The sequence below is a fragment of the Synechococcus sp. CBW1108 genome, assembly GCF_015840335.1.
Classification (GTDB): Bacteria; Cyanobacteriota; Cyanobacteriia; order PCC-6307; family Cyanobiaceae; genus Cyanobium_A.
Window position 1 is genome coordinate 2,699,576 of the sequence record NZ_CP060395.1, and the last position, 15,750, is coordinate 2,715,325.

Genomic DNA, 15,750 nt, shown 5'->3' on the forward strand with positions numbered 1-15,750 from the left:
GCCCAATTTGGCTACGAATCCCCCGAAACACGATGGTGTTAGTGCCAATCTCAGAAGTGTCCATCGGTATGAACAATCACGCTGAACGGTTCAGATCACTGTGGACCACTCGATTTGCAGCCACATATTCAATTGCTTTGGCGGCGGCCATGCAGCCGTCAACTGGCAGTGGCGGATCACTGGGGGGGATGAGGGGTTGGTCCAGGCGCCAATCCCCCGCCAGGGCCTGGGCCCTGCTGAGCAGGTAATGCCAGCCGTGGCGCACAAGGGCCGCTTCCAGCACCGGAGCCTCGGCAAAGCCATCGCGATGCACAAGGTGGATTCCGACCCCCATGGTCAGGGCCTCACAAAAGGAGCTGTAGCCAGGTTTGGTGACCATCCGCCCGCACAGTGGGAGCACCTCCAAGGGGCGCACCCCCGCAGGCAGGAGCCGGGCATTGGCAGCAATGGCCAGCTGGGGATCGGCGCAGATGAATACGTGATCCGGCCAGCGCGCCAAAACCCCAGGATCCAGGCTGAGGCCCAGCCCACCAAAGCCAACCAGCACGCAGCGTTCCCGGTCGGCCGGCAACTTGAGCTGGTCGGCAAGCTTGGTGGCATCGAGGCGAGGGCTGCCTGGGGTCAGGCCCAGCCGCAGCTCGGGCAGACCCCAGTCCATCGGCATGGCCAAAGGACAGTGCAGCAGGAAATCGCCCTGGCGGTAGGCGTTGTGGCACTGGCGGGCCCAGGGTCGAAATTCCGGTCCCATCGCTGCGTAGATCGAGTCCCAGCCAAAGTTGGCCAGCCACACCAAGGGCGAATTAAGCCGCCTGGCAAGTTCAGCGGCTGCTGGCGGCACATCGGCCAGCACCAGCAGCGGGCACCCCTGCTCTGCCAGCCAGGCCTGCTCCCCGGCCCACAGGGCAGGGAGGCAGGCCTCCAGCGCCACCAGGGCCGCGAGGGTGGCATCGGCATCAGCGCCTAGGGCGTCTGCCTGCAGCACCCCCACATCCCAGCGGCAGGGGCGATACTCAAACGGGATTGGCCCCAGGGCAAGGCGCAGGAAGGCTTCTGGCAGGGTGGTGGAGAGCACCAGACGCCAGGTGGGATTGCGCTGATGGAGGGCCGTCAGCACGGCGGCGGTTCGGGAGCCATGGCCGAAGCCATGGGCACTGACGCAGGCGTAGATCAGCAAGGTGCCAGGTGGTTAGCGGGGCTGGGGGCAGCCCAGAGCCGCTCTTCATAGAGGAGTTCGGCTCCTAGTCCATACCAGCGATGGCTGGCACTGACCAGTTCCATACCCGCCAGCTCCACCCAGCTGAAGTGACGCAGGGCCTGGCCCGCCCCATCGGTGCCATGGCGGGGCACGCAGGCGGTATTGAGGTAGGCGGTTCCCGCCCGATCACGGCAGAAGCTCTGGCGCTCCCCCTGGCCGCGGCGCAGGGCGTGGTGCATGTGGCCAAACACCACCAGGGGCACAGGGCGCTGGCGTCGGATTTGCTGGATGGCCAGGGCAAGGTCGAGGTCACCCCAGTCACAGGCGGGGGGCTTCCAGTCGCGGCCGCAGGGGGAGCCGGAGTCGCTACCGAGCCCGGAGGGACCACTGTGAGCCACCAGCACCAGGGGCCAGTGGGCGGGAGCGGCAGCGGCGGCGACAGTGATCCGATCAGCCGACTCCTGCAGGCTCACCGGTCCGAAGGCTGCCTGGGCCGCCCGGGACAGGTGGAAACCACCACCGGCGGTGCCGGGCCGGCCACCCACTACGGCAAGTTCGGGCTGGTCGAGGCGACGCAGGGCCCAACCGCAGTGCAATTCCCCCAGCAGGTCAATCTGGCGTTGAAGGGTGCGGCCAGAGTCGTCCTTGCCGGCGTCGTGGTTACCCAAAACGCAGGCCACGGGAAGGGGCAACTGGCGCAAGAGGGCTGGGATGCGCTGCTGGCCGTCGCTGAGATCACCCACCACGAGCAGGGCATCGGGCTTCAGCAGTTCCAGCAAGGCATGGTCGCTGTGGTCCCAGGCCCCATGTAGGTCACCGGCAATGGCGATGCGGAGCGTTTTCACCCCGCCGGTTACCGCCATCTCCGCTGCCTAGGCTCGTGCCATCCTGCATCAGCTGGGGGCCTCCTATTGGTATTTGCTTCCCAAACCAGATCAAGCGCCGACCTGGTGAATTCGATCAGCGAGCTGAAGCGCCAGCGCAACGCCGTGATCCTGGCCCACTACTACCAGGAAGACGCCATCCAGGACATCGCCGACTTCATCGGCGACTCCCTTGAGTTGGCTCGCAAGGCCGCTGCCACCTCCGCCGATGTGATCGTGTTCTGCGGGGTGCATTTCATGGCCGAAACGGCCAAGATCCTCAATCCGGGTAAAAGGGTGCTGCTGCCGGATCTGGAGGCGGGCTGCTCGTTAGCTGACGCCTGCCCCGCCGATGCGTTTGCCAGCTTCCGTGCCGAGCACCCGGACCACATCGTGGTGAGCTACATCAATTGCTCGGCGGCGGTGAAGGCCCAGAGCGACCTGATCTGCACCAGCAGCAACGCCGTAGACCTGGTGCGCCAGCTGCCGGAAGGCCGCCCGATCCTGTTTGCCCCCGATCAAAACCTGGGTCGCTGGGTACAGGCCCAGAGCGGCAGGGAGCTCACCCTCTGGCCCGGCAGCTGCCAGGTGCATGTGGCCTTCAGCGAGCAGGCCCTATTGCAGCTCAAACTTGAGCACCCAAAGGCCCAGGTGCTGGCCCATCCTGAATGTCAGCAGCACCTGCTCGATCTGGCCGACTTCATCGGCTCAACCAGCAGCCTGCTGCGCCGCGCAGAGGCGAGCCCCGCGCAGAGTTTCATCGTGCTCACCGAGCCGGGCATCCTGCACCAGATGCGGCTAAAGGTACCCAACAAGGAGTTTTTTGAGGTGCCCGGCGCCGACGGCTGCAGCTGCAACGCCTGCCCCTACATGCGGCTGAACACCCTTGAGAAGCTCTGGCAGTGCCTCGAACGAATGGAGCCCGAAATCAGCATGGATGAGGAGCTGCGGCTCCGGGCCCTGGCACCGATTGAGCGGATGCTGGCGATGAGCCGCTGAGCAGCAGGTCTGCCAGCTCAAGTTCCACCACGCAGGTGTAGCTGTCTGCTGCTCCGGCGTAAATCAAGAGGGAGCCCTCCTGCCGAATGATGCCGGTGGGGAACACCACATTGGGCACAAAACCCTCGCATTCGTAAGCGAGCTCGGGCGCCAGGATCTGCTCCCCGGAGCTGCGGATTTGCCAGGGCTGGTCGAGATCCAGCATTAACTTGCCAGCCCCATAGGAGCCGATGCCAGCATCCCCTTCCGCCCTGTCGTTGCCGTGATACAGAACTAACCACCCCCCATCCGTGCGGATCGGTGGTGTGCCGGCGCCGATGCGGCCCCGGTCCCAGCTGGCAGTGGAGCCCAGCAAGGGCTGGTGCTTGCCCCAATGCAGCAGGTCTGGGGATGAGGCCAGCCAGATCTCCGGGCGGCAGAAATCATGTGCAGTGGTGGGTCGGTGTAGGGCGTAGTACCTGCCACCGATACGCTCAGGGAATAACACCACATCCTTATTTTCCGGGCAGAAGATCAGCCCATGGAATTGGAAGGTGCAGAAATCCAGGGTGGAAGCCAAAGCTGTAGCCGCCCCGTGGGGGGATACGGCCACATAGGTGATGTAATACCGGCCCTCGATTGGGGTGATCCGGGGATCTTCGATGCCATAGGTTTCCCAAGGGAGGCTGGGCCTGAGGATGGTCTGGTGGCTGGAATCGAGCTGGCGCGGGTTGGTGCTGCGAACCACGCGCAGATGGGAGGTGGAGGTGAGCCGCAGCAGGCCAGTCTCCCTGATCTTCACCACCCGGGCATCTATAACAACCAGCTCCTGCTCTGGCAGCCAATCGATAACGATGGCCCCGGCCGCCAGGTCCCAGCGGGGCAGTCCGACAAGACCCGGCCGGATCTGCCGCGGGGTCTCGGCCACCCTGATCAGCAGCACGACACCCTCGGCGGTGGCGACTGCGCCTGGATTGAAGGCGCCCACCACGTCCATATCCGGCTGGGATGGGGCGAGTTGACCCGGGGTCAGCAGGCAGCTGCTGAACAGGCGGGGGATCACTTACCGGTCTCAGCCAGCTCGGTAGCAGCGCACGCCATGGCCAGGGAGTTGCGCCCGTTTTCCTCAGTGATCAGGCGCTGATGGGAACGGTCTGCAATCCAGGCGACCTGGTCGGCAAACAGGGCCCGTAGAAGCTCACAATAACGGCGCATCTTTTCAACGTCCAAGCCACCATGGAGATCGATCTTCTGGTAGGTGTCAAAGTCTTTGTGGCGTCCGCGGGCCAGCCGTTTGGCTCCGGAGTAGGCCTCGAGAACATCGAGCCTGGCCCCAGGGAAAATCTGCATCAATCTGCGCGACTGCTCCTCATCCACCACCGCCCGCAGCCGCAGCCGAGTAGGCACCCATTCTTCCAGGGTCAGCTCGCCGCGCTCAAACAGGAGCCTGAATTCCTGACGCTCAAGCCGGGCCGGTTGGGTGAGGCCGTGATAGAAATTAATCAGGGCCCCATTGCCATAGCGCACCACGCACTGCACCTGTTCTTCGAGGCCGGAGCCGGGCCGCAGGCTGCGCTGGGAAGAGAGAACCTGCCCCTTACCCAGCCAACCTTCAAATAGGTCAAAGAAGTGCACTCCATGTTCAATGAAGATCCCGCCGCTTTTGGCCCGATCCCAAAACCAGTGGTCAGCTGAAAGCCCCTCATCGCCGGCGGCATTGTCAAACCAGCCATGCAGGCACTCACCAATCACGTTTGAGTCGATGAGTTGGTGTACCGCTTCAAACAGCGGGTTATAGCGCTGCATCAAATTGGCAACGCAGAGTAGATTGCGGGTTCTAGCCAACTGGAGCAACTCATCGGCCTGGGCCAGGCTCAGCGCCAGCGGTTTTTCGCAGATCACATGCTTACCCGCCTCAAGGGCGGCCCGCACCTGGGCGAAATGGAGGAAGGGAGGCGTGGCGATGTAAACAAGATCTACCTGATCGAGTTTGATCAGCGTCTCCACCTCCATATTTTCGACCAGTCCGAAGCGGCGGGCCACCGCTAGGGCCGCCTCGCGGTGGCTGCCAGCCATGGCTACAAGCTCAGCGCCCTCAACCTGAAGAAACTGCTGGAGGGCAAATAGACCAAAGCCCCCTGTTCCGATGGCACCAATGCGGATACTATTCATGGTTTGGGGATGGAATGGCGAGCGAGTTCGAGTAGTCGCATATCCTGCAGAGCCAGGAGGAAGGCCAGGGTTGATTCGGCGCCCTGGTTCATATTGACGCTGTCGTCTTGAAGACCGTCAAAACAGCCACCGGTTCGGGCGTCATAGAGGGGCAGGTGCAGGTCGTTATCCCCGAGGAACCAGGCGAAGGCTCGCCAGGCCTCGTCAAGCCAAAATCCATCTCCAGTAGCAGACCAGGCCTCCACACAGGCCGATACCGAGGCACAGGCCTCCAAGGGTTGCTGGTCAAAAGTGGCACGATGCTGGCCGCGACGGTAGAAGCCGTTGGAGCCAATCGGCCTGAAATGGCCTGCCTCTGCGGTTTGCTCCGCCATCAACCAGCGCAAGCTGCGCAGGCCCACATCCAGGGCTTCATTTCGTTTAGACCAGCGGCCGCTGAGGATCAGGGCATGGGGCAGGGATGCGTTGTCGTAACTGAGCACGTTCTCGAACCAGGGCCATTCATCTGCACTGGATTGGTGGAAGGCTGCCAGCAACTGATCGGTGAGGGTATCGCGCATTAAATCGACGGTTCGATCGCCACTGAGCTTGCGCAGATACTCATGGATGGCCTTGAGTCCAAGGGCCCAGGCCCGTGGGCTGGTTGTCTTGGTGACCGAAGGCAAAGCCAGCTGAAACAGATCCACAGCCCACTGGCGCAGGTCGTCGCGGCGGGATCGGCCTACGCAGGCGGCCAGGGCCAACAAGGTGCGCCCCAAACAATCATCGGAGCCATCGTCATCGAGCCAGGTGCGCTCGAAGCTCATAAAATTATGAAAACGGCAGGTCTCTGGAATATAGGCATAGTTAATGAACGATGCATAATAGGTGGCCAGCGACTTAAGCTCTGGAGTAAAGTCACCCGATTCCTCGAGCATTACCAGCAGCTGCAAAGCACGCACATTGTCATCGGTGCAGTAACCTTCCTTGAAGTTGGGAAGGGTATATTTGGCGTGCTGGTAGATACCTGTTGAATCTGTTATCCGTTTCAGATGCTCCAGCCTTAGGGCTGGGAGTTCCCGCGGCTCCTGTTCCAAAGGTTTCAGTGGAGAGTGGATCACCACTCCATTGCCGCGTTCCAAACGGGCTCGCTCAAAGGAGCTGGCATAGAGAGCCGCCACCTGGCTCCAGATCATGCTCCTGCCGAGGAGGTAGGCCTGCTTGCGCATGGCATGGCGCCGCACATCGTCAGTTAGCAAACCAATTAAGGCCACACCAATTGCCCCACTGTCTCGAAAAGGCACCAGCACACCGCGGCCATCAGCAAGCAATTCCTCCGCATGCCAGTAGGGAGTGGAAATTACCGCTTTGCCGCAGCCAAAGGCATAGGAGAGGGTGCCGGAGGTAATCTGATCGCGATTAAGATAGGGGGTGATATAAATATCAGCCACTCCAAGAAAATCCTTTAGCTCTTCAGAGCCGACGAATCTGTTATAAAAGACAACCTGCTTTCTTACCCCCAACTCTTGGGCAAGGCGCTCAAGGCTTAATCGGTAGGTTTCACCCTGCTCGCGCAAGAGGTGGGGGTGGGTGGCGCCCAGAACGATGTAAACCATCTCTGGAAATGCCTTTATAACTTCAGGCAAGGCGCGGATAACATTCTCTATTCCCTTTGCAGGCGAAATTAGCCCAAAGGTGAGCAGAACCTGTTTCCCCTCGACACCAAACTGATCCTTGTAGTAGTTGGGATCAACGAAGGGCGTATCTGGCACCCCATGGGGGATGACATCTAGGTGGTCAGCTTCCAATCCATAGATATCAACGAGGATTTGGCGCCCCCGCTCGCTCATCACAATGATTCGGGCAGAGCGGGCAGCTAGCTCCTTCATCACCTGCAGTTGTTCAATGCTTGGTTCCTCCAGTACCGTGTGGAGCTGGGTAACCACCGGTATATGAACATGGCGTAACAAGGTGAGGATATGGCTACCAGCAGGTCCGCCATAGATACCGAATTCATGCTGCAGGCAGATGATGTCTGTGTCCGTGAGATTAAGAAAGTCGGCCGCACGGCGATAGCTGGCTAGGTCCTGCTCTGCTAGCTCGAAGCGAACTTCAGGTGGATAGGCATAGCCCTCAGGCAGGTCATTAACCGCCACAATGAAACATTCATTAGTAGCCGTATCTTCGCTGAGTGCTCGATAAACCGAATGGGAAAAGGTGGCGATTCCGCACTTTCTTGGTAGGTAATCACCAATAATTGCAATCTTGCGAACCGGATTTGGCTTCATGAGCATTGCTCCACAGGATTGCTCATTAATTCATTCAGCAACTGATCAACGGGCACGGTCGCAAAACTGCTTGACTGGTCGCTCATGGCATAGGGAATAATCAGAGTCCCGTTATGGATAAGGGAGCCACAACTATAGACAACATTCGGCACATATCCCTCCCTTTCCTCCTGAGTTGGCTCTAGCAGTGGCTGCCGGAGACGGCCGATCAACTGACCTGGATTATTTAGATCTAAAAGGATAGCTCCAACTGTATAGCGTCGCATTGGACCGACTCCATGGGTTAATACAAGCCAGCCGGCATCGGTTTCTATCGGGGAGCCACAATTGCCCACCTGAACGAACTCCCATGGATAGGTGGGGCGCATCAGGATTTTCTTCTCATGCCAGAAGTGCAGTTGGTCAGAATACATTAAGTAGATATTCTCACCATCTTGTCTGGAGAGCATTGCATAACAATCTCCTAGCTTGCGTGGGAACAGGGCCATGCCCTTATTCTCCACTTCCGGACCATTTAAAGTGCTAATTTTGAACTTAGTAAAGTCCTTGGTTTCCAGCAACTGGGGAAATACAAGTTGGCCATCATAGGCACTATAGGTTGCATAATATGTTGTTTGGCCCCCATCCTCAAAGGCGACGAAACGAGCATCCTCGATACCTCTTCTTTCCGTGGGAGAGGTGGGGAAGATGGCGCGCTCCGAGCAATCATCACCAGTGTTAAAGCTGATCTCGTAATTTGCCCTGGCCAGCGAAAGCACACTCTCCACCGTGCGAACGGTATCCCCATTGCCCAGGCGATCGCGGCGCAGGGCTTGGCTGGTCAGCAAGGTGAGTTGCTCGAAGCTAAAATGGTCGGGCAGTTGATCCATTAGTAGCTGGGTCAGTGCCGAAAGTAAGCCTAATTCGAGCAGTTTGCGCTCGAATAGGTGTTTGTCATAACTTGGGTTGGGATGCACATCAGCAGCTGCTACAAAGGGGCTCGGCTCATCTAGAGATATACCAACCTGGCGGTTGATCACACCAGTTCGAAAAACAATCGAAGAGATATGGCCCTCGCCCGTAGCCCTCAGACTGAGCAGAAAGCGCAAGCAGCCTGACTCCAGTCCAGACTGATCCGGGTGGGGCACGATTGATGGATTGAAGAGCGCAGCTGCTTCCAGGGAATATTCCAGCGTGAAATAGGCACCAATGAGCAAGCGTTCACAGCGATTTAGTGGCTGATCCGTGATCAGATGTTCGCGCACATGCTCGAAACGACTCAACAGAAAAGCCTGGAGCTTTTCATGGCGGCCCTCAAATCGCTCCAGCATGATGGCAGCTTCTTGCTCTGCCTCGGAGCGGGACATTGCCGTTACTCGGGCCACAATCCTTTGGCTACGTTCCTTGCTACTTGATTCAAACGGCCTGAAAAAAACCCGGGCAGGATCAGGCTTAATTTGGATATGGGTTCTATTAACTTGAAGCACCATTGCTTATAACCTGCATGAGTGCCCAAAAATTTGACTTCAACAGGCGTATTTTAGGTGTGTCGACCCTCGACCCCTTTTCCCTAATCACCATAGTGCCTTTCCTGTCACCCTGCGCCTTCCAAGCTTGTTTGCTCAGAATTTGCTGCTGCCCTGCTCCAGACCAGCAGCAGCCAAATCTGCTGCACAGCCTAGAATTGGCTTCGGTTTAGCTGGCCTGATGTGAGCATTTCTCCCCGGGTACTGATAGGGGGGCTAATCAACTCCTGGGGTAGGCAGCGCACAATTGCTCTCCTGCCCTGGCTTGTGTTGGCGATCGGGCTGGCTGCTACCGCGGCGGTGAGCGAGCAGACCAGGCGCTTTGGCAAGCAGGAACATCTGCGCATTGAAAGCACCCTACTAGACAACGTCGGCGATGCCCTGCGCAGCAAGCTGGAGATAAACATTTCGATGTTGGCTGGGGTGGTGGGTTTGTTTAACTCTTCAGTTGAGGTTAACCGCGATAATTTTGTTACCTACTATCAAACCGTAGCCCTCAACACTGGCCAGCTGAAAGGTGTGCAAGGAGTTGGCTTTGCGCGCTTGATTCCGGCCCATCTACTCGAGGGTTATGAGCAACGTATCCGCTCAGAAGGATTTCCCAACTTTAACGTCTGGCCGCAAGGGCCAAGCGCTCTCTATAGCTCAATCGAATTCCTCGAGCCCTTCGACTGGCGTAATCAGCGGGCCTTCGGCTTTGACATGTACAGCGAGCCAATACGGCGCCAGGCGATGCAGGCGGCCTGGCAGAGCGGTGCCGCCAGCCTCAGCGGCAAGGTGAAATTGGTGCAGGAAACCCAAGAGGATATGCAGCGGGGAGTACTGATCTATTTGCCCGTTTACGCCGACCGGGGTCTATCGCCTGGTGCCAATACCCGCAAGCTCTTGGGTTGGGCTTACTCGCCGCTGCGTATGAACGATTTGGTTAACAGTTCAATTGCAGGCATTGATAATAGCGATATGGCTGGCACCGGTGTGCTGGTTTTCGATGGCGATCGACCCTTTGCCAGTAAACTGCTCTACGACAACCTCAAGCTGGTCTCTCGCCAGCAACTCAGCCATCCTTCCTATGAGCCGCTCCACATAGGCGGCCGCACCTGGTTGGTCGGTGTTCAGCTTTCACCGCGGCTGGTGGGGCCAGATGGAATCACCAGTGCCTATTGGATAAACCTGCTCCTCGGCGGCAGCATCAGCATTGTGGCAGCTCTCGTAACCCACATATTGGTGGCCAACCATCTGGCCACCCGGGAGGCTCTGGCAATCAGTGAGGCCGCCAGCCAGGAGCGGGCTCTTGCCAGCACAGTGTTTGAAGAGAGCAGCCAGGGGATTGTTGTAACAAACCCAGACGGCCAAATTTTGATGGCAAACAACAGCTTTAGCCAACTTACCGGCTTTCGCCTCTCGGAAATCAAAGGACAACGCAGCAACCTGCTGAAATCGGGCAGACATGATGCAGCTTTTTACGAACAGATGCGCAATGATCTCAACGAAAAGAGCTACTGGGAAGGGGACTTGTGGAACAAGGTGCGCAATGGGGAAATTCGCTGTCATCACCTCAGCATCACAACCGTGCGAGATGAAAAGCTTCAACCCCGATACTTCGTGGGGATGTACCAGGACGTAACCGAGCGCCATCAGGCCGAACAGACTATGCGCTACATGGCCATGCACGACACCCTTACCGGCCTTGCAAACCGCTCAATGTTGATGGAGCAGCTGGAGCGCCACCTGGCCCTAGCAAAGCGCCACGGCCACGCCCTGGGCCTGCTCTATCTCGACCTGGATGGGTTCAAGTTGGTAAATGACCAATTTGGCCACAAGGTGGGGGACCAGGTGCTAGAGATCGTCGCCGAACGCTTTAGCAAGGTGATCCGCGACGGCGACCTGCTCTGCCGTCAGGGTGGCGATGAATTTGTGGTGCTGGTGCCGGAGGCAGGCAATTGTGCCGAACTGGAGGCCATGGCCAGGAAGCTTGTCGATTCAAGTCGCCTCCCCTATTTGGAGCTGAACCGGGCGATCAATATTTCGGCCAGCGTGGGCATAGCCCGCTACCCAGACCACGGTGAGAGCCGCGAGCAGCTTTTATCAGCAGCAGACAACGCCATGTACGCGGCTAAGCGTAGCTCGGGAAAGTCTGTTCAGGTCTCAGGCCTGCTCCAGGCGCTTGACGATCACAGCCATCAGCACCAAGGAGCCGGCCAGAGCGACCAACAAAGCGATAGTCATGGATGAGGGCAGGGCAAGCACTCCAATTATTACTGACGGGGCCGGGCCGACCAGGGTGTTTGTCTATGGCAGCCTTAAGCGCCACCAGGCCAACCACGCCTGGCTTGACGGCGCAGCCTGGCTTGGCGAAGCCCAACTGGCCGGCGTAAAGCTATTTGACCTGGGGCCGTTCCCGATGGCGGTCGCCTGCCCCGGGGATGCGTCCCTGCTCCACGGGGAGCTCTACCGCGTGAGCGGCCCGATGCTGGAGCGACTGGACCGCTTTGAGGGGGCTCCCCGGCTGTTCCAGCGCCACTGGCTCGAACTATGGCAAGGGCCCTTTGCCTGGGTCTATCTGGGTCGGCCGCGCCAGGTTCGCCACTCCCCACTGGTTGCCAGCGGCAGGTGGCAGGGCGCTCGCTGATCAGCCTGCCGCCGCCAGGGCCCGCACCACATCCCCCCGGGTGATTACGCCCACTGGCTTTTTGGCGGCATCAATCACAAAAAGGCGCTGGGTACTGCGCTCATGCAGCAGCTTGGCCGCATCCGGCAGGGGCAGGTCGGCGCTGCAGGTGTGCACCTTGGCATTCATCACATCAGCGACGGTGCTGCCCAAGACCTGGTGCACCTCCTTGTCCCAGTTGAGAGGATTGCGCAGGTAGATCACCGCATCGAGCAGCATCACGTAGGGGCCGCTGTGGAACCCGCTTTCGCGCACCATCAGGTCCTGTTCGGTGAGTTCGCCGACCAGCGCCCCCGCTGGATCCAGCACGGGCAGACCGCTGATGTGGTGCTCACTCATAAGTTGCACGGCCTCCTGCAGGGGGCTGTCGGCGCCAACGCTCAGCACCGGGGCCGACATCACGGCAGAAACCAGCTGTTGCACCACGGGCGAAGAGACAAGACTTGAGCCATTCTGGGGTCGAGCTCGGCGGGCATGGCAATCCAAGGCAGCAGACCATCTAGAACTCGCCAACTGGCCGATGGCCTCACCCTGGGCCGGGCCGCCCTGGGCCTGCCCCTGATTCTTGCTCTGACCGGCGGTCAGCTTGCCCTGGCCTGGCTGCTGCTGCTGCTGGGTGGCTTGAGCGACTGGGTCGATGGGGTGCTGGCCAGGCGGGCTGGCGGTGGCTCTGTTTGGGGTGCCCGTCTGGACCCCCTCACCGACAAGATTTTGATAGCAGCGCCCTTGCTTTGGCTCGGGGCCAAGGGGATGGTGCCCCTCTGGGCGATCTGGCTTCTGCTGGCCCGGGAATTGCTGATCTCGGGTTGGCGCGCCGCCGAAACCAGCGGCGGGCCCGCCTCCTGGAGCGGCAAGGCAAAAACCGTGCTGCAATTCACCAGCTTGCTGCTCCTGTTCTGGCCCTGGGCAGGGGCCGGCTGGGCCCAGCTGGCCGGCTGGTGGCTGTTCTGGCCGTCGTTGGGACTGGCCTTGGCGTCAGCATGGGGCTATCTGCGTTCTGGCCACTGATGGCGAACTATCTGGTGACCGGCACCAACCGCGGCATCGGCCTGGAGTACTGCCGCCAGCTGCAGGCCCGGGGTGAGCAAGTGATAGCGGTATGCCGCAGGGCCTCTCCGGAGCTGGAGGCCCTGGGGGTGCGCATCGAGGCGGGGATCGATCTCACCGCTGAAGCCGCCATCGCCGAACTGGTGCAGCGGCTCGATGGGCTGGTGCTGGCAGGGCTGATCCTCAATGCGGGCATCCTCGAGCGCTCCTCGCTGGAGGAGCTCGACGCCCAAAGCCTGCGGCGCCAGTTTGAAGTGAACGCTCTGGCACCCCTGCGCCTTGTTCGCGCCCTGCTGCCGAACCTGGCCAGCGGCTCGAAGCTGGCACTGATGACCAGCCGCATGGGCTCAATTGACGACAATGGCTCCGGCGGTTCCTACGGCTACCGCATGTCGAAGGTGGCGCTGAACATGGCGGGTAAATCGCTGGCGATCGACCTGCGCCCCCGGGGCATTGCCGTGGCCATACTGCATCCGGGCCTGGTGCGTACCCGGATGATCAACTTCAACCCCAATGGCATCAGCCCCGAGCAGGCCGTGCAAGGTCTGCTGGCCCGCATTGACTCCCTCACTCTGGAGGCCAGCGGTACGTTCTGGCACGCCAATGGCGAGGTGCTTCCCTGGTAGGGCAGATTCAGGGCTGTCAGATTCAGGCCAGTCCTATCGCCTCCTCCAGTGATTTGACCCGCTCAGGCCTGCCACCGCTGATCTCCACAACCTGGCAGGCCTGGGGGCTGCGGGCGGGCAGGTCATGGCGATACAGCTGTTTGAAGGCGGCATCAACCCAGGCGCGATAGGCCCCCTCCACTGAGCGGATGCCGTCGTTCTCAAGGCAGGGGTCGATGCCTGGCTCGCCCGTGAGGGGCAGGAACGCAATTAGGTCATAACTGGCCAGGGCCTGACTCTCGAGGATCATTGACCACAGCTGCTCGATGAAGGCGGCGTTTATGTCCGAAGGAAAGGGCATCCCGTTTTTCTCCTGCATGTCTGGACGCACCTCCACCGTGCGGAGCCGTTCCCCTCTGGGCAGACCCTCGTTGCTACCCATGGCGCGGGCGTAGAGGGAGTAGGGGATGAAGTCCAGACAGCTGCGGTCACAGATCACCGGGGTCTCGGGCATCTGCAGCCGTGCCTGGTTGATGCGATCAATGGCCTGCTGGGTCATCAAGCGGTTGCAGCGCTGGCTGGCCCTCTCGCCGAAGTGGATGCGCTCCTGGCGGGCGACGAGCTCCCGGTAGGGCTCATCAAAAAGCTGAAAGTCTGGGTGTGCAGCCTGAAAATCCCGCACCAGCGTGGATTTGCCCAGGCTGTGGGATCCACTGATCGCGATTCTCATGGCTTTGCCCTGCTGCCCAATCCAAACATCACTTCTGCAGAGACCACCCCTCAGGCGAGAGTGCCATCCTGAGCCTGACCCTCCGATAGCCCCAGTGGTGGACACTGCCCAGTTGCGTGCCCTGTTCAGCAAGCCCTACGGCGCCCCCGGGCCGAGCCAAGCCCAGTGGCGGGAGCTCTACGCCGAGGATGTGCACTTCAGCGATCCCACCCAGGAGCGCGAGGGAATCGCGGCCTATATCGCCGCCCAGGAGGGCCTGCTCAAGCGCTGCGACGACACCTATCTCACCCCCGGCGCCATCGCGATCGAAGGCAGCAGCGCCTTCGTGGAGTGGGAGATGGGGCTAAGGATCAAGGGAATCGAGTTTGTGTATCCAGGCACCACCCGGCTGCTGTTCAACGGCGAGGGCAGGATCTGCGACCACCGCGACTACTTCGATTTCGTTGGCCCCACCTTCGGGCCGGTACCGCTACTGGGTGGCTTCGTGCGCTGGCTCTATGGGCGCTTCGTGGGCTGACGGAGGTAAGGAGCTAGCGAGCTGGCGCTCCCCCCTGCCAGGATCGGTGCATAGAGCCATTCCCCCGTTGCCAATACCGTTGCTGCGGGCGCTGGCGATCGGTCTTCTCCTGGCGGCCATGCCGCTGCAGGCCGCAGCGGTGCTCCGGGTGGGGGTGGCGGATGGTTCCCAGCCCTGCTCGTTCCGCAAGCAGGGCAGCTGGAGTGGGATGGCCGTGGAGCTGTGGCAACGCATCGCCGCCCAGGAGCGGCTGCCCTACGTGCTGGTGGCACGGGAGAGCACCGCCAGCCTGCTGGAGGCCACCCGCCGCGGCGAACTGGATGTGGCCATCGGCTGCATCACCGTCTCACCGGAACGGCTGGGGAGCAACCGTTTCTCCCTGCCGTTCCAGGAGACTGGACTGGGGGTGATGACCCTGCGCTCCCGGCTGGATCTGGGGGTATCGCTGCTGCAGTCGCTGCTGGGCCCCGACCTGATTCGCCTGCTACTGGCCTATGTGGGCCTGATCGGCCTGCTGAGCGTGGCGGTGTGGCGTGTGGAGCGCTCCGGCAGTAAACCGGCAGCCTGGGAAGTGGGACGTCGCCGCGGCTTTGCCCTGATCTTCCAGGTGCTGACAACCGGGCCAGGCACCAACACGGTGGTGGTGACAGCCCGCGGCCACTCCCTGGTGTTTCTGGCCTACCTGGTGCGGATCGTCAGCGCGTCCCTGCTGGTGAGCTACGTGACAATCAACGTGGTGCGTGGCAATCAGGACCTGGCAAGCCGCTCGGTGCGTAGCCTCAATGATCTAGCGGGCCAACGGGTGGCGGTGCGTCCAGGCAGTGTCAGCGAAGAGCTGCTGCGAGGCCTCAACCGCAGCGGGCTGCAGCCGCCGATCCAGTTACGCAAGTTGATGCGGGTGCCGGATGCCGATTCCCTGCTGGCAGCTGGCGCAGTGGAGGCGGTGATGGCCGATGACATCCAACTGGACTTCCTGCTGCAGCAGCTCTCCGACAAGCGCTTCGGCCTAGCCCTACGCGATCTCAATCCCCAGAGCCAGGCTTTCGCCTTGTCCCCCACCCTGAACGACGCAAGTGTCAGCCGGATCAACGTGGCCCTCGGCCGGCTGAAACGAGATGGGGCGGTGAGCCAGCTGCGCCGTCAGGCGATCAACGGCTGGTAGGCCCCGGGGGGGGGGGCGGCAACATGGGGTGCGAGCTTGCC

15 protein-coding genes are annotated in these 15,750 nt (G+C 60.7%); 7 read left to right on the forward strand and 8 right to left on the reverse strand.

Annotation, left to right across the window (positions count from 1 at the left end; translation table 11 throughout):
* Positions 1-76: 76 nt before the first annotated feature.
* Both H8F27_RS14605 and H8F27_RS14610 read right to left on the reverse strand, forming a co-directional pair.
* The gene (locus tag H8F27_RS14605; protein WP_197149005.1) at positions 77-1,174 is read right to left on the reverse strand and encodes a hypothetical protein; all 1,098 of its coding nucleotides are present in this window, start codon (positions 1,172-1,174) and stop codon (positions 77-79) included.
* Positions 1,168-2,058, reverse strand: a complete 891-nt coding sequence (locus tag H8F27_RS14610) for a TIGR04168 family protein (RefSeq protein ID WP_197149006.1) — start codon at positions 2,056-2,058, stop codon at positions 1,168-1,170. Before H8F27_RS14610 ends, H8F27_RS14605 begins: the two co-directional genes overlap by 7 nt.
* A gap of 48 nt (positions 2,059-2,106) precedes the next feature.
* Here H8F27_RS14610 and nadA point away from each other — a divergent pair, with 48 nt between their 5' ends.
* On the forward strand, positions 2,107-3,057 hold the full coding sequence (gene nadA, locus H8F27_RS14615) for a quinolinate synthase NadA (protein ID WP_197149008.1): 951 nt from the start codon (positions 2,107-2,109) through the stop codon (positions 3,055-3,057).
* Here the strand turns inward: nadA and H8F27_RS14620 are convergent.
* Genes H8F27_RS14620 through H8F27_RS14635 form a run of 4 tightly spaced genes read right to left on the reverse strand, consistent with a single transcriptional unit; the run spans position 2,987 to position 8,821 of the window.
* Positions 2,987-4,099 (reverse strand): glycoside hydrolase family 130 protein, encoded by a 1,113-nt coding sequence (locus H8F27_RS14620; RefSeq protein WP_197149010.1) that lies wholly within the window; start codon positions 4,097-4,099, stop codon positions 2,987-2,989. The two genes, nadA and H8F27_RS14620, sit on opposite strands and share 71 nt — an antisense overlap.
* Positions 4,096-5,208 (reverse strand): Gfo/Idh/MocA family protein, encoded by a 1,113-nt coding sequence (locus H8F27_RS14625; protein ID WP_197149012.1) that lies wholly within the window; start codon positions 5,206-5,208, stop codon positions 4,096-4,098. The genes H8F27_RS14620 and H8F27_RS14625 overlap by 4 nt, the downstream gene beginning before the upstream one ends.
* Positions 5,205-7,475, reverse strand: coding sequence for a glycosyltransferase family 4 protein (locus H8F27_RS14630; RefSeq protein WP_197149014.1), 2,271 nt, complete (start codon positions 7,473-7,475; stop codon positions 5,205-5,207). The genes H8F27_RS14625 and H8F27_RS14630 overlap by 4 nt, the downstream gene beginning before the upstream one ends.
* The gene (locus tag H8F27_RS14635; RefSeq protein WP_197149016.1) at positions 7,472-8,821 is read right to left on the reverse strand and encodes a glycoside hydrolase family 130 protein; all 1,350 of its coding nucleotides are present in this window, start codon (positions 8,819-8,821) and stop codon (positions 7,472-7,474) included. Before H8F27_RS14635 ends, H8F27_RS14630 begins: the two co-directional genes overlap by 4 nt.
* A gap of 582 nt (positions 8,822-9,403) precedes the next feature.
* On the opposite strand from H8F27_RS14635, the gene H8F27_RS14640 reads away from it, so the two are divergent.
* The gene (locus H8F27_RS14640) at positions 9,404-11,212 is read left to right on the forward strand and encodes a CHASE domain-containing protein (protein WP_231596694.1); all 1,809 of its coding nucleotides are present in this window, start codon (positions 9,404-9,406) and stop codon (positions 11,210-11,212) included.
* A 49-nt stretch (positions 11,213-11,261) separates the two neighbouring features.
* Entirely contained in the window at positions 11,262-11,609 is a 348-nt protein-coding gene (locus H8F27_RS14645; RefSeq protein WP_231596316.1) for a gamma-glutamylcyclotransferase, read from the forward strand.
* Here H8F27_RS14645 and H8F27_RS14650 read toward each other — a convergent pair whose 3' ends face one another.
* A complete protein-coding gene (locus tag H8F27_RS14650) occupies positions 11,610-12,047 on the reverse strand; it encodes a CBS domain-containing protein (RefSeq protein ID WP_197153616.1) in 438 nt (145 codons plus the stop codon). It abuts the gene before it with no gap.
* Positions 12,048-12,122: 75 nt separating this feature from the next.
* Here H8F27_RS14650 and H8F27_RS14655 point away from each other — a divergent pair, with 75 nt between their 5' ends.
* Complete coding sequence (locus tag H8F27_RS14655; protein ID WP_197149022.1) at positions 12,123-12,656, forward strand: CDP-alcohol phosphatidyltransferase family protein; 534 nt, start codon at positions 12,123-12,125, stop codon at positions 12,654-12,656.
* Complete coding sequence (locus tag H8F27_RS14660; RefSeq protein ID WP_197149024.1) at positions 12,656-13,321, forward strand: SDR family oxidoreductase; 666 nt, start codon at positions 12,656-12,658, stop codon at positions 13,319-13,321. Before H8F27_RS14655 ends, H8F27_RS14660 begins: the two co-directional genes overlap by 1 nt.
* Before the next feature lie 22 nt (positions 13,322-13,343).
* Here H8F27_RS14660 and H8F27_RS14665 read toward each other — a convergent pair whose 3' ends face one another.
* Complete coding sequence (locus H8F27_RS14665) at positions 13,344-14,030, reverse strand: AAA family ATPase (protein ID WP_197149026.1); 687 nt, start codon at positions 14,028-14,030, stop codon at positions 13,344-13,346.
* 97 nt (positions 14,031-14,127) lie between these two features.
* On the opposite strand from H8F27_RS14665, the gene H8F27_RS14670 reads away from it, so the two are divergent.
* Both H8F27_RS14670 and H8F27_RS14675 read left to right on the forward strand, forming a co-directional pair.
* A complete protein-coding gene (locus tag H8F27_RS14670; RefSeq protein WP_231596317.1) occupies positions 14,128-14,547 on the forward strand; it encodes a nuclear transport factor 2 family protein in 420 nt (139 codons plus the stop codon).
* A gap of 67 nt (positions 14,548-14,614) precedes the next feature.
* Entirely contained in the window at positions 14,615-15,709 is a 1,095-nt protein-coding gene (locus H8F27_RS14675; RefSeq protein ID WP_231596318.1) for an ABC transporter substrate-binding protein, read from the forward strand.
* Positions 15,710-15,750 lie beyond the last annotated feature (41 nt).

Bases quoted from the DNA above. Each gene is read 5' to 3' on its own strand.
- H8F27_RS14610 (WP_197149006.1), bottom strand. From the start codon at position 2,058: ATGGCGGTAACCGGCGGGGTGAAAACGCTCCGCATCGCCATTGCCGGT.
- H8F27_RS14625 (WP_197149012.1), bottom strand. From the start codon at position 5,208: ATGAATAGTATCCGCATTGGTGCCATCGGAACAGGGGGCTTTGGTCTA.
- H8F27_RS14630 (WP_197149014.1), bottom strand. From the start codon at position 7,475: ATGAAGCCAAATCCGGTTCGCAAGATTGCAATTATTGGTGATTACCTA.
- H8F27_RS14635 (WP_197149016.1), bottom strand. From the start codon at position 8,821: ATGTCCCGCTCCGAGGCAGAGCAAGAAGCTGCCATCATGCTGGAGCGA.
- H8F27_RS14650 (WP_197153616.1), bottom strand. From the start codon at position 12,047: ATGTCGGCCCCGGTGCTGAGCGTTGGCGCCGACAGCCCCCTGCAGGAG.
- H8F27_RS14655 (WP_197149022.1), top strand. From the start codon at position 12,123: ATGGCAATCCAAGGCAGCAGACCATCTAGAACTCGCCAACTGGCCGAT.
- H8F27_RS14660 (WP_197149024.1), top strand. From the start codon at position 12,656: ATGGCGAACTATCTGGTGACCGGCACCAACCGCGGCATCGGCCTGGAG.
- H8F27_RS14665 (WP_197149026.1), bottom strand. From the start codon at position 14,030: ATGAGAATCGCGATCAGTGGATCCCACAGCCTGGGCAAATCCACGCTG.